Source organism: Bacteroides sp. FSHCM14E1, assembly GCF_019633785.1.
Classification (GTDB): domain Bacteria; phylum Bacteroidota; class Bacteroidia; order Bacteroidales; family Bacteroidaceae; genus Bacteroides; species Bacteroides hominis.
Genome location: NZ_JADKYL010000003.1, coordinates 335,424 through 358,242, shown reverse-complemented (window position 1 = coordinate 358,242; position 22,819 = coordinate 335,424). Strand labels below are relative to the sequence as shown.

Genomic DNA, 22,819 nt, shown 5'->3' with positions numbered 1-22,819 from the left:
TAGTGATTAGTACCGTATAGATGAATTGTACTAATCACCGGTTATTAGCTGCTAATCACTGCCAATTAATCGCAAATCACTAAAAAGACGGATGAACAAGCAACTGATTACTATTTTTTCTATCTTCTCAATTACTTGTCTGGGGATGGTTTCTGCCCAGGAGTCTAAATCTTTTCTTCCTGAGGTGAAGAAAGAATCATTAACCTTCAGTTCGGAGGACAATAAGTTTAAACTGACTTTCAATGGCCGTATCCAGGCAGATGGAGCGGTGTTTTTTGGAGAGGATTACCAGCCCATAGGCAATGGTGTCGGATTCCGGCGTGTACGTTTAGGTGCCACTGCTGCATTTGGTAAAAGATTATCCGGTAAAATAGAGATGGATCTGACCGATGGCGGATTTTCGTTAAAAGACTGTTTCATTAAATATGCTTTTCCCAATGGGCTCTACTTTAGGGCAGGTAATTTTAAAGAGAGTTTTGGGATGGCTGCAATGACTTCTTCGGGCGATTTATGGTTTATGGAGAAAGCGAATGTGGTATCGGCATTTGCTCCTGAATATCATATTGGCGTACAGGGAACTTGGGAACATGACCAGTTCCTGGGGGTAGCAGGTGTACATTTCAAGCGAATTGAAGGTAATAAAGAAAAAGATTATTCTGAAAGTAACAACAAAGCCGGAGAAGATGAAGGAATATCGGTGACTGCCCGTGCGGTTTGGCAACCTGTTTCGGCAGATAAAGTGAAAGGCTTTCATCTGGGAATTGCTGCATCTTATCGCACTCCGAAGACTACGGTTGGTTCACTGATGCCAAATACGGTGAGATACAGTACAAGGTCGCTGTCTTATATCAATAAAATCAAGTTTCTGGATACGTCGCCTATTGCCTCGGTCAGTCACGACTGGCTGGCGGGTGCCGAGTTGGCCGGATTCTACAGAGGGTTTCGTTTTCAGGGAGAATACATTATGAACAACACAGTGCGTATGGAAGGATTAGCGACGGAGAAGTTCAATGGTTTCTATGTACAGGCTGCTTATCTGCTGTTTGGCGGACAGCAGCGGTATAGTAAATCACGTGGCGCTTTTTCACAGCCGTCGTTTGGGCGTAGTTGGGGCGACATAGAACTGGCAGCCCGTTTTGACCGTATCGACCTGAACGGAACAGAGGTGATGGGCGGATCGGCCAACGGATGGACGTTTGGGGTGAATTATTATGCTACCCGGAATCTTAAATTTCAGATTAACTATTCGTATGTAGATAATGATAAATATGCCAATGCCTTCGGACAGGCAGCGGTGGGGTATAAATCGAACGGAGAGATTGCTTACAAACCCGAGGAAGTAGACGAATCGTTGGGGAAGGGGGGGAATGCATATGGCATTCTGGGACTCCGTATACAATTGAATTTTTAAATATGCCACAAGAGATAGAACGTAAGTTTCTCGTTAAAGGAGACTATAAATCACAGGCTTTTGCGCAGAGTCGCATTGTTCAAGGCTATATCAGCAGTGCCCGTGGAAGAACGGTCCGGGTACGTATCCGCGATGGGAAAGGTTACCTGACTATTAAAGGAGCCTCCGATGCCTCGGGGTTGAGCCGCTATGAGTGGGAGAAAGAACTGCCGCTTATTGAGGCAGAGGAACTGATGAAACTTTGTGAACCGGGAGTGATCGATAAAACCCGATACCTGGTTCGTAGCGGGGAACACGTATTCGAAATAGATGAATTCTACGGTGAGAATGAAGGACTTGTAGTAGCTGAGGTTGAATTGGGGGCAGAGGATGAAATGTTTGTAAAACCTGACTTTATCGGGGAAGAGGTAACTGGGGATGTTCGCTACTATAATTCCCAGTTAATGAAAAAACCGTATACTACCTGGCCGTAGCTAACAAATAATCCGTATATTTGTTTCTTTAGTTACGGGCTCAAGAATAAAGATATATGGAACAACTGTACAACTACTTGCCGGAAAAGCTGGTGACCTTTATTCTGGTCACCTTGTTTTCACTTTTAATAGGACTCTCGCAACGCAAGATCAGTCTGAAGCGTGAAGGAGAAACCACTCTTTTCGGTACGGACCGCACCTTTACGTTTATTGGAATGTTAGGGTACCTTTTGTATATCCTCGATCCGGAAGAGATGCGGCTCTTTATGGGAGGCGGGTTGATACTCGGTATGCTTCTGGGATTGAACTATTACGTAAAACAAGCCCAGTTTCACGTATTCGGGGTGACGACCATCATCATTGCGCTGATCACTTATTGCATTGCTCCTATTGTTTCTACACAGCCTTCCTGGTTTTATGTCATGGTGATTGTAACCGTTTTATTGTTCACTGAATTGAAGCATACCTTTACGGAGATTGCACAGCGAATGAAAAACGATGAAATGATCACACTTGCCAAATTTTTGGCTATCAGTGGAATTATTCTCCCCATGCTGCCCAATGAGAATATCATTCCGGATATCAACTTGACCCCCTATACCATTTGGCTGGCTACAGTAGTTGTCTCGGGCATTTCTTACCTTTCTTATCTGTTGAAGCGATATGTCTTTCGTGAATCGGGAGTATTGGTTTCCGGTATCATCGGTGGATTGTATAGCAGTACGGCCACTATTTCGGTATTGGCGCGTAAAAGCAGGAATATCCACTCGCAGGAAGCACCCGAATACGTTGCTGCCATGCTGTTGGCTGTGAGTATGATGTTTCTGCGTTTTATGATTTTAATTCTTATTTTCAGTTCCACCATCTTTGCCTCTATCTATCCTTATCTTTTGATTATGGCTGCTGTTGCAGCCGGCGTTGCCTGGTTTATCCACTGCCGGCGGAAACGGACGCCTGGTGCTGATCTTGTGGAAGAAGAGGATGACAGCAGTAACCCTTTGGAGTTCAAAGTAGCACTGATTTTTGCCGGACTATTCGTTATCTTTACTGTGTTGACACATTACACACTGATTTATGCCGGTACCGGAGGATTGAACTTATTATCGTTTGTGTCCGGATTCAGTGATATCACTCCTTTCATCCTGAACTTATTGCAGGGAACCGGGAGTGTGGCGGCCACTGTTGTGATGGCTTGTACCATGCAGGCCATTATCAGCAATATTGTGGTGAATATGTGTTATGCACTTTTCTTTTCGGGTAAACAGAGTAAGTTGCGCTCATGGATATTAGGCGGTTTCGGCTGTGTGATTGCGGCAAATGTTGTCGTACTTTTTTTCTTTTATCTGATTTAATGTGCGTTATCGAACAACTTCTGATAAAAAAGAATAAAAATCGCCCTATTTCACCTTTCTTAACTCCGAGGGTTTCGTAAACGAATATAAAGTCGATATTTTCGTTGCCAATCTGTAACAAATACTATGATTTTGCGTCTGATAGACTATAAACTAAAACATAACTTCACATGAGAAACAAACTACTACTATTATTGCTGTTGATGTTTATAACATCCGGCATGATGTATGCTCAACAGCAGAAACCTCAGCAAACCCAGCAACGTACAGCAGCTCCATCTTATACATTGAAAGGCGTGCTTCTTGACTCGCTGACGCAAGAGGGAGAACCTTATGCTACGATCAAAATCGTGAAAAAGAGTGCTCCCCAAAAAGCCTTGAAAATGGCCGTAACTGACTTGAATGGTAAATTCCAGGAAAAATTGACTGTCGCTCCCGGAAACTATGTCGCTACTTTTTCATCTGTAGGTAAAGTGACATTGGTGAAAGACTTCACCGTAAAGGCAGGAGATAAAGTAATTGACCTCGGACAATTGAATATGGCTGAGGCTACTAACGAACTGAAAGGCATAGAGATCGTTGCCCAGAAACCATTGGTAAAGGTGGATGTGGACAAGATTGAATATAACATTGAGGACGACCCGGACTCAAAGACCAACACAGTGATGGAAATGCTTCGTAAAGTCCCGTTGGTTACAGTGGACGGTGAAGACAACATTAAGGTGAATGGCAGCAGCAGTTTTAAAATCCATGTAAACGGTAAGCCGAATAACATGATGAGCAATAATCCGAAAGATGTGCTCAAAAGTATGCCTGCTAATACAATTAAGCATATCGAGGTAATCACTTCTCCGGGAGCTAAATATGATGCAGAAGGTGTAGGCGGTATCCTGAATATCGTTACTGTAGGCGGTGGCTTTGAAGGGTATACCGCTACTTTCCGTGCCAGTGGCAGTAACCGTGGTGCCGGTGCGGGCGGATATGCCACTATTAAGTCGGGTAAACTGACTCTGACTGGTAACTATAACTACAATTATAATACAACTCCGAAGAGCTACTCAAATAGTTTCCGTGAAAACTTCGACTCGGAAGATCAGAAATATCTGGAATCAAACAGTACTTCCGATTATGACGGTAGTTTCCAGTACGGTAATCTGGAAGCCAGTTACGAAATTGATACATTACGCCTGCTGACTGCTTCTTTCGGTATGTATGGAGGTAGTAATGATAATAACAGTGACGGACTGACTACGATGTGGAATGCAAACAGAGATGTGTTGGCTTATCAATATGGCTCTCTGAGTGATGGAAGCGGTTCGTGGTATTCGATGCGGGGTAATGTCGACTACCAGCGTACGTCTAAAAAGAATAAGGACCGTATGATTACTCTTTCCTACAAGATTAGTACTCAACCCCAGAATTCGGATTACTACACTAAGTATAGAGATATAAAGGATCCTTTTGAATTGGAAATCATTGAGAAGTTCTTATTAAACAACTCTCACTCGGATGGAAAAACGAATACTACTGAACATACTTTCCAGGTGGACTACACCACTCCTATCGGAAAGTTACATACGATAGAAGTAGGTGGCAAATATATTATCCGTAATAATTTAAGTGATAATAAGTTGTTCGAAGCTAAAGGGGCAACCGACGATTATGAATACAACAACGACCGTAGCAGTAAGTACAAGCATATGAACGACATTCTTGCTGCTTATTTAGGATACACTCTTCGTTATAAGGGCTTTTCTTTTAAACCGGGAGTACGTTATGAATATACCGCTCAGGATGTAAAATATTTGGCTGGAGCTATCGGTCCGGAAGCGAATTTCAGCACCAACTATAATGATTTTGTTCCATCTGTTACGATGGGTATTAAGATTGGTAAGACACAGAACTTGCGTGGTGGTTACAACATGCGTATCTGGCGTCCGGGTATCTGGAACTTGAATCCTTATTTTGACGACCGTAACCCGATGTTTATCAGCCAGGGTAATTCGAATCTGGAAAGTGAAAAGAGCCACTCGTTCAATCTGAGCTATAGTATGTTCAGTATGAAGTTCAATGTGAATGTTTCTTTGCGTCACTCATTTGGAAACAATGGTATTGAGCGGGTGAGCCGTCTGATCGGTAAAGGCGGTGAGGACTTCCCCGGAGGACATCATGCCCCCGAAGGTGCATTGTACAGCACGTACGAAAATATCGGTAAGAACCGTAATACAGGTCTGAGCCTTTATGCTAACTGGAATGCTTCTCCCAATACTCGTATCTATCTGAATGGTGATGGCAGCTACGCTGATATTAAGAGTCCGGCCCAAGGATTACATAATTATGGATGGAGCGCTTCTATGTATGGTGGCATTCAGCATACTTTCCCATTGAAAATACGTGCCAGTCTGAATGCCGGAGGAAGTACTCCTTACATTAGCTTGCAAGGTAAGGGATCGGGTTACTATTACTATAGCCTGAGTGTGAACCGTTCATTCATCAAAGACCGTTTTACGGTAAGTGCTTATGTTAGCAATATCTTCGAGAAATATCGTTCGTTCAACAACACTACTATCGGTGAAAACTTCTTGTCTAAGAATAGCAGCCGCTATCCGAGCCGTAGCTTTGGTGTCAGCCTCAGCTATCGTATCGGTGAGTTGAAAGCCAGCGTGAAGAAAGCTGCCCGCAGTATCAATAATGATGATGTGAAAGGTGGCGGTGGCCAGGGTGGTCAAGGCGGTGGTGCTAACTAAGAGTCAGGACTTCTGGTAAAGATAAAAACAGAAAGGTGTAGCTATCCGCAGTGGTAGCTACACCTTTCTGTTTTTGAATGGGGATGTGTCATTATTCACCACAGAGTAACACAGAGTCCCATAGAGCGAACTTGATCTATTGATAACTACTGAATATTTATCTGTGTAAATCAGTGTAATCTGTGGTGAATACGAGTTTCGGCACACCCCATTTCGTCCGGTTGCCGGTTTATAATGAATGATCTGCCGGCACCTCTTTCCCCGACCAGGCTTTCAAGTTGGTCCATTCGGCGGGAGGAGCTGACCAAAAGGCATCGTCAGCAGGTAATCCCAGTGGTAAGAACCCGGTCAGACACAGATAAGTACTTCCCGTATTGATGTAGCTTTCCGACATTCTTATCTGATTACCGGAGAAACCTATCCTTAACCAACCGTTTGCGTCAAAATTGTCGGCTGACCGAAACTGATTTTCAATGACCTTGGTCATTGCACAACGTACTTGGGCGGGAGTAATATGTTCGGGAAGCAGATGTAGTAGGGCAGCTTGTCCTAACGCATGAAATACTCCGGTACGATACACGATAGACCGTCCGATTACCGGATAAGTTCCTTCCGGTGAAATAAACCGTTCCAGCTGTTCGGCATAGCGTTCCAAGCGTTTCTGCTGTACTTTCAGAAATTCAGCTCCCGGCATCCGGTGCTTTTGCATGACGATTAATATGTCAGTTAGCATGGGGTGAATCACAAAGCTGTTGTAATAATCGAGATGGAAGTCAGCCCCGTCACCGTATTGGGCATCTCCCTTATACCAGAGATCCCTGAACTTGCGTACTCCGTAGTTGAGGCGTACCGTGTCGCACTCACCGGTGAATTCTTGCAATGCAGCCTCTATGATAGAGGCAAACAGCAACCAGTTGCTTTCGTTGGGTTTAATGGCACGGCTTCGCTTCAACTCCGTCACTACCCGCTTGCGGGTAGATGCAGAGAGATTACCCCATAACTGTTTGGGGGCGCGCAGCAATCCTTCTGCCAGGAATGCGGCATCTACCAAGGGCTGCGAAGGTTCTCCGAAAATCAGGTAATCGGGTGAGGAGGGGTTAACGGCATTGCTGATTCCTTTTACAGTCAGCTCGATGTATTTCTTGCGTAACTGTCCTTCCGGCGTATCGTCCGCTCCCAATTCCAGCCATGGAGCCATGCCGCAAACTGTACGTCCTACTGCTTCCAGATAAGAGAAACGTTGCCGGTCGGGGGCAAGCGATTGGTATGGCATTCTTTTCTTCAGTGTTTCGTTAGCCAGATTGCTGAGTACCGGATCGGCCAGGCGGACAAGTGTCTTTACCCAGACATCCCGGTCGGCAGTTCCTGGCCGGCACTGTGCCCAAAGACAGGGGACTGCCGGCCATCCTCCGGCCAGCAATCCCCATACAATAATTAAGATGATCCGTTTCATTGAAGCGATCCGTCTTCTTTATATTCCACTACCACTACGTCCGTAAGTGGCTTTTTCCCCGGAGTAGTTACACGGATGGTATTTTCTCCTGCCTTCAGTTTGACACCTTTCCATACAACTGTTGAGTAAGTATCTGCTTTTTGTTTGCCACAACTGACACCGTTTACAAACAGTTCGGCTTCCGGGGCAGTGGTGAATGCCATGAAAGTCTGCTCCGGTTGGTAGCGAAGCCTGCATCGCTTCTCTGCCAAGTAAATCATCGGCTCCTGTTTGTTCCAGTTTGCTTTATAGAAGTAGTAGGAGTCTTTCTTCACCTTTCGGTCGAAGGTGACGAGACCTTTGTCATTGATACCCGGGCGGTCACCTTCCGTACGATGGGCAGCGCCGAAGTCGAACATGTTCCAAACGAATGTACCCCATACGAACGGACGTTCGGCTATGATTTTCCAATTCTCCATATGATAGTAGGTCTGCCAGTTTTCAGGGTGCCACCATCCCGAAGCGGACGGTTGCCTGAGCGAGTCCTGCTGGTGGTAGACACTGGCTCCTGCCCCGTATTCACTGATGCCGATACGTATTTCGGGATATTTCTCGTGTGTACGGTCCAGAAAGGTTGCCAATGTTTTCGGAGTACTTCCATACCAACCGTCGTAACGGTTCCAGGCAATGTTATCGGTAATGAAGTTCAAATCACCGTTCTGGTTGCTGGCGGAAGTTGTCGGACGGGTAGGGTCTTCCTGTTTCGCCAGTACATTCAGTTCTTTGATATACTCTACAGGATTGTCCCCGACTTCCTTCAGTTCATTGAACAGGCCCCAGAAGCAGATAGAGGGATGATTGTAGTGCTGGCGAATCAGTTCGATGAGTTGCTGTTTGCCATTCTCACGGAAGGAAAGCTGGTTGACAAAACCTTTATCCGCATATCCTCCGGGACCGACAAACGGAATCTCAGCCCAAGTGACGATACCGTGCCGGTCCATCAAATCGTACATATAAGTTGCCTGCGGATAGTGTGCCAGGCGGATGGCGTTGACTCCCATCTCGCGCATCAGTGCCACATCTTCTTCATGATGCTGGGGACGGAGTGCGTTACCCACTTCGGCACGATCCTGATGGCGGCATACCCCATGAAGTGGTAAATGCTTGCCATTCAGGAAGAATCCTTGAGCCGGATCGGTATGATAATAGCGTAGACCTAATGGCTGTGTTACACTGTCGATCTGTTTACCGTTCTTGTGGAGGCTGACAGTGACCTGATACATAAACGGGTCTTCACAACCATTCCAAAGACGTGGTTTTTGAATCAGTAAAGGAAGCTGTTCCTGAATATCGGTCCCCTGTTTCAGCGATATGCTCCGGTTTTCTTTGCAAATCACTTTAGAGCCGTCCGTCACTTGGATCCGAAGTTCGGCCGCTCCATCGGTTGCTCGGTTGGACAGGTTCACTTTGGCACATACTTTTGCTTCTTGGGCGCTGACGGCTTCCTGCACCAGATAAACTCCCGGTGAAGCATAATCCAGAGGCGAGATGCAAGTCTCGTCCGTAATCAGCAGATGTACATCCCTGTAGATTCCCCCGTAAAAATTGAAGTCGCCTACGAGTGGCATTATGTCCAGTTGCTCACCGTTATTGGCACGTACCAGAATGGAGTTCTTTTCTCCGTATTTCACTAAGTCTGTGATTTCGAATATAAAGGCTCCGTATCCGCCCCGGTGTTCGCCAATGTGTTTGCGGTTGATGAACACGTTGGCTACACTGTTCACACCTTCAAAGCGAAGAAACAGGCGCTTGCCTTTCCATTCGGGACGAACATATAGAGCTTTTTCATAGTTCCCGATACCCCGTTTGTAGTCTGTTTTGCCGGCAAGCGCATCTTGTGCATTCCAGGTGTGCGGCAGGTCTACCCTGCGGGTGTCTCCCTGTACCTGATGCGAGAAACGGAAATTCCAGTTATTGTTGAGTAGAATATCCTGACGCTGGGCGTGAAGGGAGAGAGAGAAGAGAAGTAGGAGAAGAAAGGGGATTAAATCTTTTCCTCGGCCCCTCCGCCATAAGGAGGGAAAATAGTTACATTTCTGCTGTTTCATATGTTCTTGATTATGTATTGATTAATGATGTTATTATTGAGATCATCTGTATTTCCCTATCCGTTTTGTAATACGTCCGCTTTCTCCGGTCCGCCCGGTTCGGGAGTTTCTTGTGGGTGAATCACATCGAAATAATAGATGCCTTGTTCCTTCAGATAGTCCAGGAAGGACGGCAACCGCATGCAGAAACGGCTCCAGTCTTTTGCGCCGGGTGAAGTCCATGCCGATTCTGCCAAGGCTATCAAACGCGGGAAGGTCATGAAATCCAGTCGTTTGGCATCCGCGATCCGTTCGGTCCAGAGTGTGAACTGCATACCCAGTATCTGATTTTCGTATCCTTTAAAGAGATGACTGACCGGTTCGGGAAAAGCGTAGACATCTTGCAACGGATTGAATCCATCCCAATAGCGTCCCACTTTATGTGAGGCATCCTGTACGAAATCGCCATACAGCGGACGGCGTGGAGTCAGCACTACCTGATAGCCCTGTTCAAGCGCTTTCAGCAACTGGTACTTGCGGTCGTGACGCCACCACATCACCAGTGCTTTCGAGGGGGAGATACCGGCATCCACTATTTCGTCCCAACCGATCATCTTCTTGCCTTTGGCTGCTACCAGATCGGCGGCACGGCGGATGAAGTAATGCTCCAGTCCGGTTTCATTGACCAGCCCTTTTTCCTTTATGAAGTTCTGGATATCCGGATCTGTGAACCAGTTCTGGTTACCATAGTGCACTTCGTCACCTCCGATATGGATATAGGGAGCCGGAAAGAGAGCGGTTATTTCATCGAGCACATCGCTGATAAAACGATAAGTTTCTTCTTTGCAAGGATGGAATGTGAAATGCTTCCAGCGTCCTTCACCTCCCCCCGATACCTCCGGATAGGCACGGCAGACTGCCGTGGCATGTCCCGGCATATCGAACTCCGGAATCACCATAATCTGGCGTTCGGCTGCATAGGCCACGATCTCCCGGATGTCGTCCTGTGTATAGAACTGCGGAGCTGCTTTGGCATCATGCCAATTACCGACGGCTCCTATCTCCGTCAGCTTAGGATATTTTTTGATTTCAATGCGCCATCCCGGTTCGTCTGTCAGATGCCAGTGGAATACATTGAGATGGAGCCTCGCCATCAGGTCGAGGTATTGTTTTACTTTCTCTTTGCCGAAGAAGTGGCGGCTTTCATCGAGCATAAATCCGCGCCATGCGTAGCGTGGCGAACTGTAAATCCGGCAACAGCGGATTTTGCCCCGTTCGTGCTGTGCCAGTTGTCTGATGGCCTGGCCGGCATAAAATGCGCCTTTCTCAGAAGTGGCATCAATGAAGATAGAATCCGGCGTAATTTCCAGTTGATATGCTTCATCCGAATATGCTGTACCGATGGCAGGCAGAGACTTAGAGATAGTAGTTCGTACACACTCAGCCGAAATTTCGTCATAAGAGAATGTGCCTTTATGTGTCTCTATCGCAGAAGGAGCGGGGAATAGCTTTTGTGCTTGTAAGCCTTGAAAAGCAAATAGAGCAAGAAGAAGAAATTTTATTCTCCCTCTTGCTGTATTATGAATGAATAATGGTCTGTTGGTTCGTTTCATCCTATGTCTTTAACTTGTTAGCATTCTTTTTTACTTAAATACTTCCATTATAGGCCTTCCGATCCATACTTGTGGCTGTTTCAGTTTGAAAATGGCAGCCACGGTAGCGGCTACGTCAAACTGCATCATGCTGGCCTGAATCTCATGCCCTTTCCTGATATTTTTCCCCGAGATGATGAACGGAGTCTGCATTTCCAGCATTGTTTTTCCTCCGTGTCCTTTATTGATTCCGCCATGGTCGGATGTTACTATAAAAATCGTTTCATCCAGCATTCCGGCTTCTTTCACCGCGTCAATCACTTTGCCGATGTATCCGTCTATTTCTTCAAGCTTCTGGTAATAAGCCGGTGTGTCATGTCCTTCCTTATGTCCTACATGATCCGGATTATCCCAAGCGATAAGTGTCAAAGCCGGCTTTTTCTCTTTAATATACTTCACGGCTGTTTCGCATAGTTCCGTAGGATGTTTTTCGTAGTTAATCCCTTGGTTGTATTTGTTTACTGCCAGCGTATCTACCAGGTATTTGATGCCGATCCATTCGTAGAGAGTGCCAATTTCAGCTTTCGGGTCAGCTTCGCGGAGCAATTGGAATACAGTTGGAAAAATGCCATCTTTACTTAATTCTTTCGAAGGAAGATCCGGGGTGCTTGAATTCCAAGTCGTGTATCCGTGTAGCTCCGGGCCTGCTCCCATGAACATAGATGCCCAGTTCACTGCACTGGACGAAGGGAGTACAGAGCGTTTGGTCAGTGTGTAAGAACCATCATTCATTAATTGTTTGATATGGGGAATATTCGCTTTCTCTACACTGTAGGAACCCCAGCCGTCCAACCCAATCAAAACTACATGTTTGGCTTTCCACTTGCTGCCGGCATGGCAATTGGGAACTATCGTTAATAAACAGATAATTAAACAGGCTAATTTAAACACTTGTGTTTTCATGATACTTTTTTATAATAAAATTATTTATCTAAATCTTTTCTACGCTTCAAGGCTTCAAGAAAGTAGTAGTCTGCATAGTTCAGAGGTACGTCGATTTCACTATTATGCGGAATACTGCCTACGCTATGCATCAGGATAAAATTGCCGTTAGTGCCCAATGCGGCCCGATAGTCAGGTGATGCGAGACTATGCATGATGCGGTCTGCATATTCCCTGTAAGAAGCGGCATCGGGGACGTCATATGTGCTGATCTCGTACAGGGCAGAAGCGATGCAGGATGCGGAAGAGACGTCCCGGGGTTCATCGGGTATATTGGGTGCGTCCATGTCCCAGTAAGGTATCAGATCTTCGGGCATGTGCGGATCATTTTTCATCCTATTGAATGTTTTCAGTGCCTGATCCAGATATTTGCGGTCTTTCGTTTCACGATAGCAAATAGTGAAGCCGTAGATGGCCCATGCCTGTCCACGTGACCAAACCGATTCATCAGCATATCCTTGTGCTGTTTGTTTATGGCGTACGGAGCCGTCCGAAATATTGTAGTCCACTACGTGATAGCAACTTCCATCAGGACGGAAATGCTCGGAAAGAGTACGGTCGGCATGTGCTACGGCTACTTTATGGAAAGTGGAATCACCGGACAGTTTGGTTGCTTCGAACAGAAGTTCCAGGTTCATCATGTTGTCAATGATAACCGGACATTCCCAGCCTCTTTCACTTTGCCAGCTATTACCCTTTACATCCCAGCTTTGAATGACTCCGGCATTGGGGCGGAAACGCGTACAAAGTGATTTGGCTGCCTGTACCATTACGTCTTTATATGCAGCTGTATCGGGAGCGAGCCTCAGGCCGTTACCAAAACTGCAATTAATGATGAATCCTATATCGTGATGCCAAGTCAGGTGCTCGGCCGGGCGAATGGCTTCAGTATATTTTCTGGCCAGTGGGAGGTAGCTGGTGTCACCTGTCAGTTCGTACAGATACCAGATGCTACCGGGAAAAAATCCACTGCGCCAATCGGCATATCCGCAGTAATATACAGATCCATCTCTATTGAGAGTTACAGGATTGAGACATTTTCCGCTGGCCTCGATGGTGTCGATGGCCAAACCGAGTTGTGCTTTGGCAAATTCTACATTTTCTGTTATAAAAGACGGTACTGTGGGTTTGTGGCTTGAGCAAGCCACACATATCATTGCGCAGGCTGCTCCCAATAAGGGTTTTAAGTTCATGTTTTATTGTTTTTTTATGGTAAAAGAATAATTTCCTGTTTTATAAATGTTTGTTGCTGTGAGTGTAATGCGACAAATCGATTTACCCCATACATTGGATAGCCGGGGATCTGTTAATGGGATTATTTCTGTTTTCACATCGAACAGTTGTTTATCATATTCTATGACGGCTTTCTTTCCTTTTACTTCCAATTGAATTTTTCCCGGTATTTCCGTACACACCTGCCCCCATGTCATGAAATTGATTTGATTGGGCTGTTTGGCTGTCTTCAGACGGAAAGAATCTGAAATCCGTAATTGTCCTTTCTGAAGTGAATAGGAACGTATCCATGATTCCACTTCTGCTTCGGCCGGATAGGCTGTCGCTATATTGGCTGTGAATGTGTTTTTCCTTTTGTCAGCTTGTACTTGTGTTGCTTTATATGTTGCTCCGTATTTCTGGGGGACGCCATTAATCAGGGGGAGATTGTGATAATTGCTCTGCATGGTCCAAATGGTGTAGCGATCCTTGCTGAATGTCTGGCGTGTATAAGTCCCTACTCCGGCATCAATAAGAAAAGGAGTTTGGTCTATCCAGAATGAGAAGGTACCTGCGTCATTATGATTATGGCTTTCGTCGTTATATCCTCCTTTAGCGGCCAGGAAGTTTCCTTTATTGTCAGTTATATAGCAGAATTCGGTTTCCGGATACCAGGAGAATGGGGGAGTGAGATGTGCCGCTTGAGTTTCTTTTAGTTCGTTCGCAATTTTTATAGCAGCAAGCGTACGGTATATATCGCGTCCGGAAGGAAGCTTATTGGTGTTAATCATAGCAGCGAATCCTTTCATTTCGTTACTGTTTACAGCCTTGCCATACCGGAATATCAAGGGAGCGTCTCCACTGCTTTTCGCCGAGGCATCAGCGAAATTAACCACCCATCCTTTGCCCACGTATGAACGTGATATATATTCGCCCATATTCTTTATCATGGGATTATCGAAGATGGAGACAGTTCCTCCGGTAACGGCTGACAGTAATTCCAGATAATCAAACATTTTTCCTGCGGCATGTCCCCAGTAGGAGGGACCTTCCTCACATGCACCGTCGGTATGGGTATAGTTGATGAATTTATCTACCGAAACCATACTGCGGTATACTGCCTTCGCTAACATTTCTTTATCATTTTCAAGCAGCATAAAACACATTAAGGCGTTGCTGTTACACCAAGGATTCCAGTTGTTGACCATCATTCCCGGTTTATAGTCCACTGCCATCCACCAGAAGTGATCGTTATTCATGTAAGGATCCAGTATACGCTGTTGGAGCGTATGCCGTAAACGTTCGGATATGGCAGGATTGAGTTTGTCAAATTCTTGATGCATGTAATAATAGGTCCATGCGAGTAAAGAGCCCAGATCACCTGCTGTCAGGTCTATGATGTTTTCTTTAAAATCGGGTAGTGAGCGGTGAGACTGTTGTGCATTCAAATGGGCGGCCAATGCCCAGGAAGTCATCTCGCAGGAATGATATACACCGTTGATCAGCTGATCGATAAATCGTCCTTTCCCTTCTGCGAGTTCAGCGAGTAGCAGGTCGGCTATGGCATTGTTATTGTTGGCGAAGGGAGCTTCCATAACGCTACGGTTGCCGCTGCGTTCAAATTCCATATAATCAGTAGCTTTCACAACCTGCCATTGATAATTCAGCTGCTTTTCTCCGCGAAGGATACATTCATTCTTGAAAGAGCCTAAAAAAGTGTCCCATCCGGTTCGGTCGGTATAAGCAGGATAAGTGACCCATTGTTGATTTAATATAAGCACTTCCTGCAAACTGCTTACGCTGGCTTGTTTTTGAAGATAGTTCCGTTCTGTATAGCTGAGGGCTCTTACAGTACAGCATAGCAAGAGAGTGAATATTAATAATTTCTTCATCGTAATAAAATTAAGATTTTAACGTAGGCAAAGTAACAAAATTTATTGCTATTTCATCTTACTAAATGGTTCTTAATGCTATATAAATTTTCTATTTTAGTTGGATATTTGAGGGAGCCAATCCTCAAAAGAGGAAAAGTCGATAAGAGAGTTTATTTAGAACTTTCTTTTCAGATGGAATAGAGGGCGTGTGTCGAAACTCACCACAGAAGACACTGAGTAACACAGAGTGAATTTTAAGTCATTGATTATCTATGTTGATAATCTGTGATAATCCGTGTAATCTGTGGCGAAAAGAGTTTTGACACAGCCCTTTGGTTTATAAGAATCAGTAGCTTAAACGTATTTGTTTAATTCCAGCCCGAGTTCTGAGTCAGTGATTTATTCATATCAGTTTCATGTTTTGGGATTGGCCATACATAATATTGGTCTCCTCCCCATGTATAAGGATAGGTGACAGTACCCCATACATCTTTCATTCCGGCTGTACCATCAGCATTATTAAACTTACTTTCTTTCCATGTTTTCCAACGGAGTTCTTCGTAAAAGTCAACCCCTTCACCTGCTGTTTCCCAGCGGAATTCATTCTGGATGCGAATGCGCATATCTTCCTGTCCCTGGACTATAGTGGCAGTATTGCTGTTCAACAGTGCAACACCGGCACGTTGGCGTACTTTATTCAACCATTCGATGGCCTCGTCGGTTTTACCCTGCTCATTCAATGCTTCAGCCAATCCTATGACGACAGTTGCGTAGCGGATAATTGGCAGGTCAATCGGAGATTGTTCGCGATTGGTCATTTCACTTGAACCTTCGGCAACAAATTTGCGGAACAAATAGTATAAATGGCTCTGGGTGTCAGTGCGTAAGTCATAAGGATAATCGGTGTCGGCACCATAATAAGGCCAGCGTGAAGTGAAGGTGTGGTCTACGCTGTTTCCGGAACCATCATATGTAGCATATGGAGTGATGACAGTCTGGGCTAAACGAGGATCTCGGCTGTCATAAGCAGCTTTAATACGGGCCTCGTTTCCTGCCGGCAGATAGAATGCTTTTGCCTTGTCACTCAGCTTTTCCAGACGTCCGTCTACTTTTGCTTTTATTTTTTTTACCATATCGTCTAATGCCTCTTCCGTACCGTCAAAGCCGATTTCGCGATACTGTGCTTTTACTGTTGCCGGATCAGTATTACGCAAGAAGAATACTTCACGGTCTTTAATATCTAAGCTTGAGAACCCCGGAATGTATTCATCCCAGTTAAATTTACTGCCGTCTATATTTTCGTAGGTTTCTACAAAATCCACACTGGCCAACATGGTGTTCCAGCAAGAACCAAATGTAGTACGGCCACCATAACGGAAGCTCATGGAATTTCCGTAAGTGCTGCCATTGTTATCGATACACTGCAAAGAGAAGATAGCTTCATCACTCTGTTCATTAGCTTCCTTGAAGAGTTGCTTGTAACCATCCTGAAATAATGAATGTCCCAATTCACCTACTTTACGGAAATCTGCTTCCGCCTTACTCCATTCTTTGGTCCACAGATAGATTTTGCCACGCAGTGCATAAGCCACTGATTTGGTGACATGACCCCATTCTGCTTTACCGGCAGCGATACGGTCGGGGAAATTCGGATCGTTTATTGCGTCGGTTAAATCTTGTATGCAGAAATTCCATATATTCTCTTCGCTTTCACGTGGTTTGTCTGCTTGATCAAGTTCCATAGGCGTATTATAATAAGGAACACCCCTGAAGACTGCATTCAGTTTGTAATAATAAAACGCACGCAATACTTTTGCTTCGGATAATAATTTGCCTTTTACGCTTTCACTTATCGGTGCGTCGGGTAGATGTACAATGGCATCATTGGCACGATAGATACCTGCATAATGTTGTTTCCAATAGTCTGAGAATATTCCGGAACCGATAGAAGCTGTACCGGCCAGCAATGGATAATCGTTGTCGCGGCAGGTTGCACCCACGCTGAATGCCTCCATTAGATAAGCCTCTTTTGCCACATACCCTTCGCGCAGGGTGGCGTAGATAGAGGCTACTCCCATAGTACAAAAGTTTTCATTACTCCACATACTGCCCGATGATGCTTTATCATATGGCTTTGTGTCCAGTAAATCTCCCTGGCAACTGCTTATAGCAATTGCTGTGGCTGTTAATATGAATAATTTATTTAATAGTTTCATAAGATTTCAAGATTTATTTAGAATGTTATATTGGCACCTATTGCAATTGTTCTAAACGGAGAATAGCCCATACCGGTAGCAGATTCCGGGTCTTGGCCTTCAAATCCGGTAATTGTCAGCAGATTTTCAGCTGAAACGTAAACACGTGCATTCTGCATAGCGATTTTTGAAACCCAGTTTTTCGGTAGAGTATAACCTAAAGACAGGTTCTTCAATTTGATGTAATCACCTTTGTATAGCCATAAAGTTGTATTTCCATGACGATTTTGTACATAGCCGTCTATATAAGCCATACGCGGATATTTCGCATTGATGTTGGTACGTGGATCATCCGGATTTTCGGGATTGTAGAAATAATGGTTTTCGGCAATCCGTTGTGCGATGGTGCTACCCCATTCTGTAGATGCGGCATTATAGCCAGTGGTTGCTCCCCAGTATATGCTGAATCCGGCAGCTCCCGCCCATACCATAGAGAGGTCGAATCCTTTCCATGCGGCAGAGGCCTGAAAACCGAAATTGTATTTGGGCTTATTGGATGTTTTTTGGAAAGTATAGTCGTTATCGTCACCATATACTCCATTATTATTGGAGTCGGCATAGATGTAATCACCATACCAGATCTTGTTTTTGGCAACCGTCTTGCCTGGTTGAAATTCATATCCGGCTGCGATCATGTCTTTTACCCATGTCATATCTTTTTCTGTACGGATCATACCGGTCTTAGGTCCTCCTTGAGGATTTACGCTGCCATCCGCATTGTAGTAAGAGCCATTGCCATGATAAACGTTCCGTAAATAGTATTCATTCATCATGCGGCCTTCAACAATGGGGGTTGTGCCACCACTGGACACTTTACCGATATTATCTTCCCATTTACCTCCGGTCAGTTTGTTACTCGGATCTTCTACCCATGTTCTTTCATAAGAGCCGTTATAGGCATCTATATTGCTTTTGTTGTATGAGAAGTTGCCGTTAATGGAGTAGCTAACCCCTCCTATGTTATCACGCCATCCCAGTGATAACTCAACTCCCTTATTGCTCACTTTGGCGAGGTTCTGACGGGGGGCAGTCATTGTTCCGAATACATAAGGAATAGTTGGGCGGTATAAGATACCGTCGGTTTTCTTCTGATACAGGTCGGCACTTATGCTCAGACGGTCCTTTAATAAATTAACATCAACACCAAAGTTGACAGAGGTGGTAGATTCCCATTGCAGTAAGCTATTGGCGATGGCACCCATATACAGTGCAGAATTTAAGGCATTTCCAAATACTGCGTTGGTGGTACTGTATACCGACATGTATTCGTAGTTACCAATTTCAGAGTTACCTAATTTACCCCAAGATGCACGGATTTTCAGGTTATCCAGCCAGGCACGGGTATTTTCCATGAAGCTTTCTTCTGAGATGCGCCATGCACCTGATAAGGAAGGGAAGAATCCCCAACGATGATCTTTATGGAAGCGTGAGGATCCGTCATAACGGAAATTCGCCTCAAATAAATACCGGGAATTATATGCATAGTTCACGCGTCCGAATACAGAACGTGTGGCATAATCCTGGGTTGCACCTTTGGTACTTGTCATTTCGGTTGCTTCATCAAACTGGTTCAGTGATTCGTCGATCAAGCCTTTCTTTGCGGCATCTACAGTATAGTAATTCTTGTAGAATTCCTGATAACCTAACAATGCGGATACATCGTGTTTCTGAGCAAATGTGTGATGGTAGTTTAACAGGTTTTCCAATGTATAAGAATAATTGGATTCATAACCGAAACTTGTGCTTAATTGAGAAGGAGGAGTGATACCATCGACAATTACCCCGTCACTGAAACGTGTCTGATAAGCGGGTACTCCCCATTGGCGGGTTTCGTAGATGTAACGGTTGTAATTGAAGTTGAAATCCCAACTTAGATCTTTAAAGAACTTGACCTTACTAAATAGGGTCGTGTTGAAACGGTTGTAGCGTTTGAAGCCATCATTCCGTGCCAGTTTATATAGTGGGTTATTGGCTGTTGCACGTTCGTCCGGACATTCCGGGTAGCCGAAACTTCCGTTCCATTCAGGATAAGTACCGGCTGTAGATTGTCGGAGGAAAGTATTGGCATTGCTAAAGTCACCCACTTCACGGTCCATTTGTGAGGCATAAGTGCGCGTACCTAAAGTCAACCATTGAGTTGGGTTGGCTTCAATATTGGCACGTACAGAGTAGGTTTTGTTGGCTGTATTGTCTACAATACCTTCATTATCCTGATAACGGGCTGACAATAAGAAACGAATTTTGTTAGATCCTCCTGAAACCGAAAGATTATGTTCGTGTATCATACCTCCTGAGTATAGCTCTTTCAGCCAGTTGGTATTTGGGTATGCGATGTAATTAGGAACACCGTTTTCGTTTACTCCATTGGGATCTTTTGATTTCTCTCTCCACAAATCGATATACTTTTGGTCAAAAAGAGTTCCGGAGCCAACATTTTCGCAAGATTCGTTCATTAATTCCATATAATCCGCATAGTTGCTCATAGTTTCTATCATGCGTGTCGGGCTGTTGAAAGAGACGCGTCCACTATAGTTTACCTGTATCTTGTCGCGATCGCCGCTTTTTGTTGTGACTAAGATGACTCCGTTGGCAGCACGGGCACCATAAATAGCACAAGAAGCTGCATCTTTTAGAATAGAGATATTTTCTATATCCTGAGGGTTAATGGCATTCAATGAACCTTCCATGCCATCGATGATAATCAAAGGTGAGGCATTATTCATTGTACCGTTACCGCGTACCCGTAGGGTTGTGTTATCCTCTCCCGGCATTGCCGAGCCTGAGCTGGCTTGAAGTCCTGGACTTAGACCGGCTAATGCCGAAGATACTGTCGTAATGGGGCGTGATTTAGTTTGTTCTTCAAAATCAACGGAAGATACGGCACCTGTTAAATTTGCTTTCTTCTGTGTGCCATACCCTACCACTACTACCTCGTCGAGTGTTTTGCTGTCTTCTTCCAGTTGGATGTTGAAAGACACCTGGTTGCCACTTACTTTGACTTCTTTATTGAGATAGCCGATGTAAGAGATTTGCAGTGTTGCGTTGGACGGTACTTCGAGACTAAACTCTCCGTTCAGGTTTGTGATGACGCCAATAGTTTTATTACCTTTTACAATGACGTTAGCTCCGATAATCGGTTCTCCATTTGCATCTTTTACAATACCTTTAATCGTTCTGTGCTGTTGGGGGACTGCTGTGATCGCATCTCCGTTTTCAACTGTCTCTTGTGAAGAAACAGCCCAGGCACTACCGCTTAAAAGCATTATTAACGATGTACTTACAAGTACCCTTTTAGAAGATAAGGGTAGCAAATGTAATTTGCTTTTTCTCATAATACTTTAGATTGAGTTAATAAAAGTGTTAAATACATCGCAAAACTACGGTAACTGATCTGATCCGATGTGATACTTTTATTCTCAATAGGGGCACTAATTATTCAGAGCCTATTTGGAAGCTGTCCTAATCCGTGTTTTCCATATGGTTTTATGTACAAAATTTTGTGATAAGATGCTAAATTGAATAGGAATCTTGGGCATAATTTGTTCTTTTTCATGATCCGTATACTATTAAACTTTACAAAAAACAAATGAAAGAATCGGACTATGTCGTGAAGCAGACCTCTCTATGCTATTTTTGTTCGCAGTATAGGCACTAATTGTTCTTAACTCAGTAGAAGTTCCAGAAGAACTTTGGCGATGTCGCTGGAGAAAGAACGTATTGAAAAGGAACATATTGAAGAAATGAATCAAGCTAAATTACGATTCTTTACCAACGTGAGCCATGAGTTCCGTACTCCTTTAACTCTCATTATAAGTCAGGTAGAACTTATGTTACAGAAGAATACAATACCTCCATCTTTGCACAACAGTATTTTCAGGATAAGGAAGCATGCCCAACAAATGAAACTCCTAATCTCAGAATTACTTGACTTCCGGAAATTCGATCAAAACTATATCCAATTAAAACTATCGGAACAAAGTCTGAATACATTTTTGGAGGAGGTCTATCTGTCTTTCTCAGCTTATGCCTCTCAGAAGTCTATTTCTTATCATCTGAAGCTACTGGAGCAGGATGTATTTATTTGGATAGATGACTGGCAAATGAGAAAGGTTCTGTTTAATTTGCTTTCGAATGCTTTTAAACATGTTCCGGATAAAGGAAAAATAAATATATTGACCTCTACTACGCCGGATCAGGTAATTATTGCGGTTAAAGATTCCGGAAATGGCATTAGTAAAGAAGAACAGGAGCGGATATTCGACCGTTTTTATCAGGCGGACAATCGGAATAAAGCGATTCATGTTGGCACTGGTATCGGACTCGCATTAACGAAAAGTATTATTCAGCTACATCATGGTACAATTGAGGTAGAAAGTGAGTTAAATGAAGGAAGTTGTTTTATTGTGAAGTTACCTAAAACTCGTGCTTGTTTTGAAAAGGATACTGAAGTCGTTTTTCTGGAATCTCCAGAAAAAGAGCCTATGATACAAGAGAGTACCATACCGGATGAGAACTTTATGGAAAAGGATGATTCTATGTTCGAAACTCCCTTGATAGATGGGCGGGAAGGGAAACGGAAAGTTCTGTTGGTAGAAGATAATGTGGAACTTCTGCATGTACTTAAAGAAATATTTTCATCACTTTATCAGGTGGTGACGGCAGCTAATGGCGAGGAGGGATTAAAACAGGCTTTTGCAGAAGTTCCCGATTTGATAGTGAGTGATGTTATGATGCCGGTAATGACAGGAACGGAGATGTGCCTGAAAATAAAGAATAACATAAACCTGTGTCACATTCCGATTGTGTTGTTGACTGCACTTGACACTGTAGACCAAAATATTGAAGGACTACGTCGTGGGGCAGACGACTATATCACCAAGCCATTCAATGCAAAAATCTTAATAACCCGTTGCAATAATTTGATCCGTAACCGCTTGTTGATGCAAAGCCGTTTTGCTAAAGATCAGATTTCGGAAGTCGATCTGTTGGCTGCTAATCCGATAGATAAAAGTTTCTTGGATAGAGTAATCAAAGTGGTAGATAAGTATCTTGATAATGAGGACTTTGATATTGGTATATTATGTCAGGAACTTGGAATGGGGCGGACGTTGTTGCACACAAAATTCAAAGCATTGACAGGAATGACACCCAATGAATTTATTCTAAATCACCGATTGAAAAAAGCATCGCTGATGTTGAAGAACGAACCTTATTTGCAGGTAGCAGAAATATCCGATAGGTTAGGTTTCGGTTCTCCGCGCTATTTCAGTCGTTGTTTTAAAAACCAATATAACGTTACTCCGATGGAATATCGCAAAGGAGCTAAACAGGAAAATCTTAAATGACCTAAGTTGGATACCGGATAAGGAGAATAACATCTGA

13 protein-coding genes are annotated in these 22,819 nt (G+C 44.2%); 5 read left to right on the top strand and 8 right to left on the bottom strand.

Features of this window, described 5'->3' with window-relative positions:
• Positions 1 to 91 precede the first annotated feature (91 nt).
• The 4 genes from ISX59_RS07115 to ISX59_RS07100 all read left to right on the top strand — a co-directional run bounded on the left by ISX59_RS07115 (position 92) and on the right by ISX59_RS07100 (position 5,983).
• Positions 92 to 1,411: an OprO/OprP family phosphate-selective porin gene (locus ISX59_RS07115; RefSeq protein ID WP_005779161.1), complete on the top strand. Its 1,320-nt coding sequence runs from the start codon at positions 92 to 94 to the stop codon at positions 1,409 to 1,411.
• Between the two features lie 2 nt (positions 1,412 to 1,413).
• Positions 1,414 to 1,884 carry a CYTH domain-containing protein gene (locus tag ISX59_RS07110; RefSeq protein ID WP_032536781.1) on the top strand — a complete coding sequence of 157 codons (471 nt, stop codon included), beginning with the start codon at positions 1,414 to 1,416 and terminating at the stop codon, positions 1,882 to 1,884.
• A gap of 56 nt (positions 1,885 to 1,940) precedes the next feature.
• Positions 1,941 to 3,236, top strand: a complete 1,296-nt coding sequence (locus ISX59_RS07105; protein ID WP_005779155.1) for a DUF4010 domain-containing protein — start codon at positions 1,941 to 1,943, stop codon at positions 3,234 to 3,236.
• Positions 3,237 to 3,406: 170 nt separating this feature from the next.
• Positions 3,407 to 5,983 (top strand): outer membrane beta-barrel family protein, encoded by a 2,577-nt coding sequence (locus ISX59_RS07100; protein WP_032540371.1) that lies wholly within the window; start codon positions 3,407 to 3,409, stop codon positions 5,981 to 5,983.
• Positions 5,984 to 6,212: 229 nt separating this feature from the next.
• Here ISX59_RS07100 and ISX59_RS07095 read toward each other — a convergent pair whose 3' ends face one another.
• The 8 genes from ISX59_RS07095 to ISX59_RS07060 all read right to left on the bottom strand — a co-directional run bounded on the left by ISX59_RS07095 (position 6,213) and on the right by ISX59_RS07060 (position 20,769).
• A complete protein-coding gene (locus tag ISX59_RS07095; protein ID WP_220575768.1) occupies positions 6,213 to 7,436 on the bottom strand; it encodes a DUF2264 domain-containing protein in 1,224 nt (407 codons plus the stop codon).
• Positions 7,433 to 9,523, bottom strand: a complete 2,091-nt coding sequence (locus ISX59_RS07090) for a glycoside hydrolase family 2 TIM barrel-domain containing protein (RefSeq protein WP_005779150.1) — start codon at positions 9,521 to 9,523, stop codon at positions 7,433 to 7,435. Before ISX59_RS07090 ends, ISX59_RS07095 begins: the two co-directional genes overlap by 4 nt.
• 56 nt (positions 9,524 to 9,579) lie before the next feature.
• Positions 9,580 to 11,115 (bottom strand): beta-N-acetylhexosaminidase, encoded by a 1,536-nt coding sequence (locus ISX59_RS07085; RefSeq protein WP_005811994.1) that lies wholly within the window; start codon positions 11,113 to 11,115, stop codon positions 9,580 to 9,582.
• A 30-nt stretch (positions 11,116 to 11,145) separates the two neighbouring features.
• Positions 11,146 to 12,057 (bottom strand): alkaline phosphatase, encoded by a 912-nt coding sequence (locus ISX59_RS07080; protein WP_032536776.1) that lies wholly within the window; start codon positions 12,055 to 12,057, stop codon positions 11,146 to 11,148.
• 20 nt (positions 12,058 to 12,077) lie between these two features.
• Positions 12,078 to 13,289, bottom strand: a complete 1,212-nt coding sequence (locus ISX59_RS07075; protein WP_032542861.1) for a glycoside hydrolase family 88 protein — start codon at positions 13,287 to 13,289, stop codon at positions 12,078 to 12,080.
• Between the two features lie 3 nt (positions 13,290 to 13,292).
• Positions 13,293 to 15,200, bottom strand: a complete 1,908-nt coding sequence (locus ISX59_RS07070) for a heparinase II/III-family protein (RefSeq protein ID WP_032542862.1) — start codon at positions 15,198 to 15,200, stop codon at positions 13,293 to 13,295.
• Positions 15,201 to 15,550: 350 nt separating this feature from the next.
• Positions 15,551 to 17,398, bottom strand: a complete 1,848-nt coding sequence (locus ISX59_RS07065; protein ID WP_032542863.1) for a RagB/SusD family nutrient uptake outer membrane protein — start codon at positions 17,396 to 17,398, stop codon at positions 15,551 to 15,553.
• A gap of 17 nt (positions 17,399 to 17,415) precedes the next feature.
• A complete protein-coding gene (locus ISX59_RS07060; protein ID WP_005811985.1) occupies positions 17,416 to 20,769 on the bottom strand; it encodes a TonB-dependent receptor in 3,354 nt (1,117 codons plus the stop codon).
• Between the two features lie 363 nt (positions 20,770 to 21,132).
• On the opposite strand from ISX59_RS07060, the gene ISX59_RS07055 reads away from it, so the two are divergent.
• A complete protein-coding gene (locus tag ISX59_RS07055; RefSeq protein ID WP_032540361.1) occupies positions 21,133 to 22,782 on the top strand; it encodes an ATP-binding protein in 1,650 nt (549 codons plus the stop codon).
• Positions 22,783 to 22,819 lie beyond the last annotated feature (37 nt).

Coding starts and splice junctions, on each gene's coding strand:
- ISX59_RS07115 (WP_005779161.1), top strand. CDS start 92: ATGAACAAGCAACTGATTACTATTTTTTCTATCTTCTCAATTACTTGT.
- ISX59_RS07065 (WP_032542863.1), bottom strand. CDS start 17,398: ATGAAACTATTAAATAAATTATTCATATTAACAGCCACAGCAATTGCT.
- ISX59_RS07100 (WP_032540371.1), top strand. CDS start 3,407: ATGAGAAACAAACTACTACTATTATTGCTGTTGATGTTTATAACATCC.
- ISX59_RS07080 (WP_032536776.1), bottom strand. CDS start 12,057: ATGAAAACACAAGTGTTTAAATTAGCCTGTTTAATTATCTGTTTATTA.
- ISX59_RS07070 (WP_032542862.1), bottom strand. CDS start 15,200: ATGAAGAAATTATTAATATTCACTCTCTTGCTATGCTGTACTGTAAGA.
- ISX59_RS07095 (WP_220575768.1), bottom strand. CDS start 7,436: ATGAAACGGATCATCTTAATTATTGTATGGGGATTGCTGGCCGGAGGA.
- ISX59_RS07055 (WP_032540361.1), top strand. CDS start 21,133: ATGTCGCTGGAGAAAGAACGTATTGAAAAGGAACATATTGAAGAAATG.
- ISX59_RS07060 (WP_005811985.1), bottom strand. CDS start 20,769: ATGAGAAAAAGCAAATTACATTTGCTACCCTTATCTTCTAAAAGGGTA.
- ISX59_RS07110 (WP_032536781.1), top strand. CDS start 1,414: ATGCCACAAGAGATAGAACGTAAGTTTCTCGTTAAAGGAGACTATAAA.
- ISX59_RS07075 (WP_032542861.1), bottom strand. CDS start 13,289: ATGAACTTAAAACCCTTATTGGGAGCAGCCTGCGCAATGATATGTGTG.
- ISX59_RS07085 (WP_005811994.1), bottom strand. CDS start 11,115: ATGAAACGAACCAACAGACCATTATTCATTCATAATACAGCAAGAGGG.
- ISX59_RS07090 (WP_005779150.1), bottom strand. CDS start 9,523: ATGAAACAGCAGAAATGTAACTATTTTCCCTCCTTATGGCGGAGGGGC.
- ISX59_RS07105 (WP_005779155.1), top strand. CDS start 1,941: ATGGAACAACTGTACAACTACTTGCCGGAAAAGCTGGTGACCTTTATT.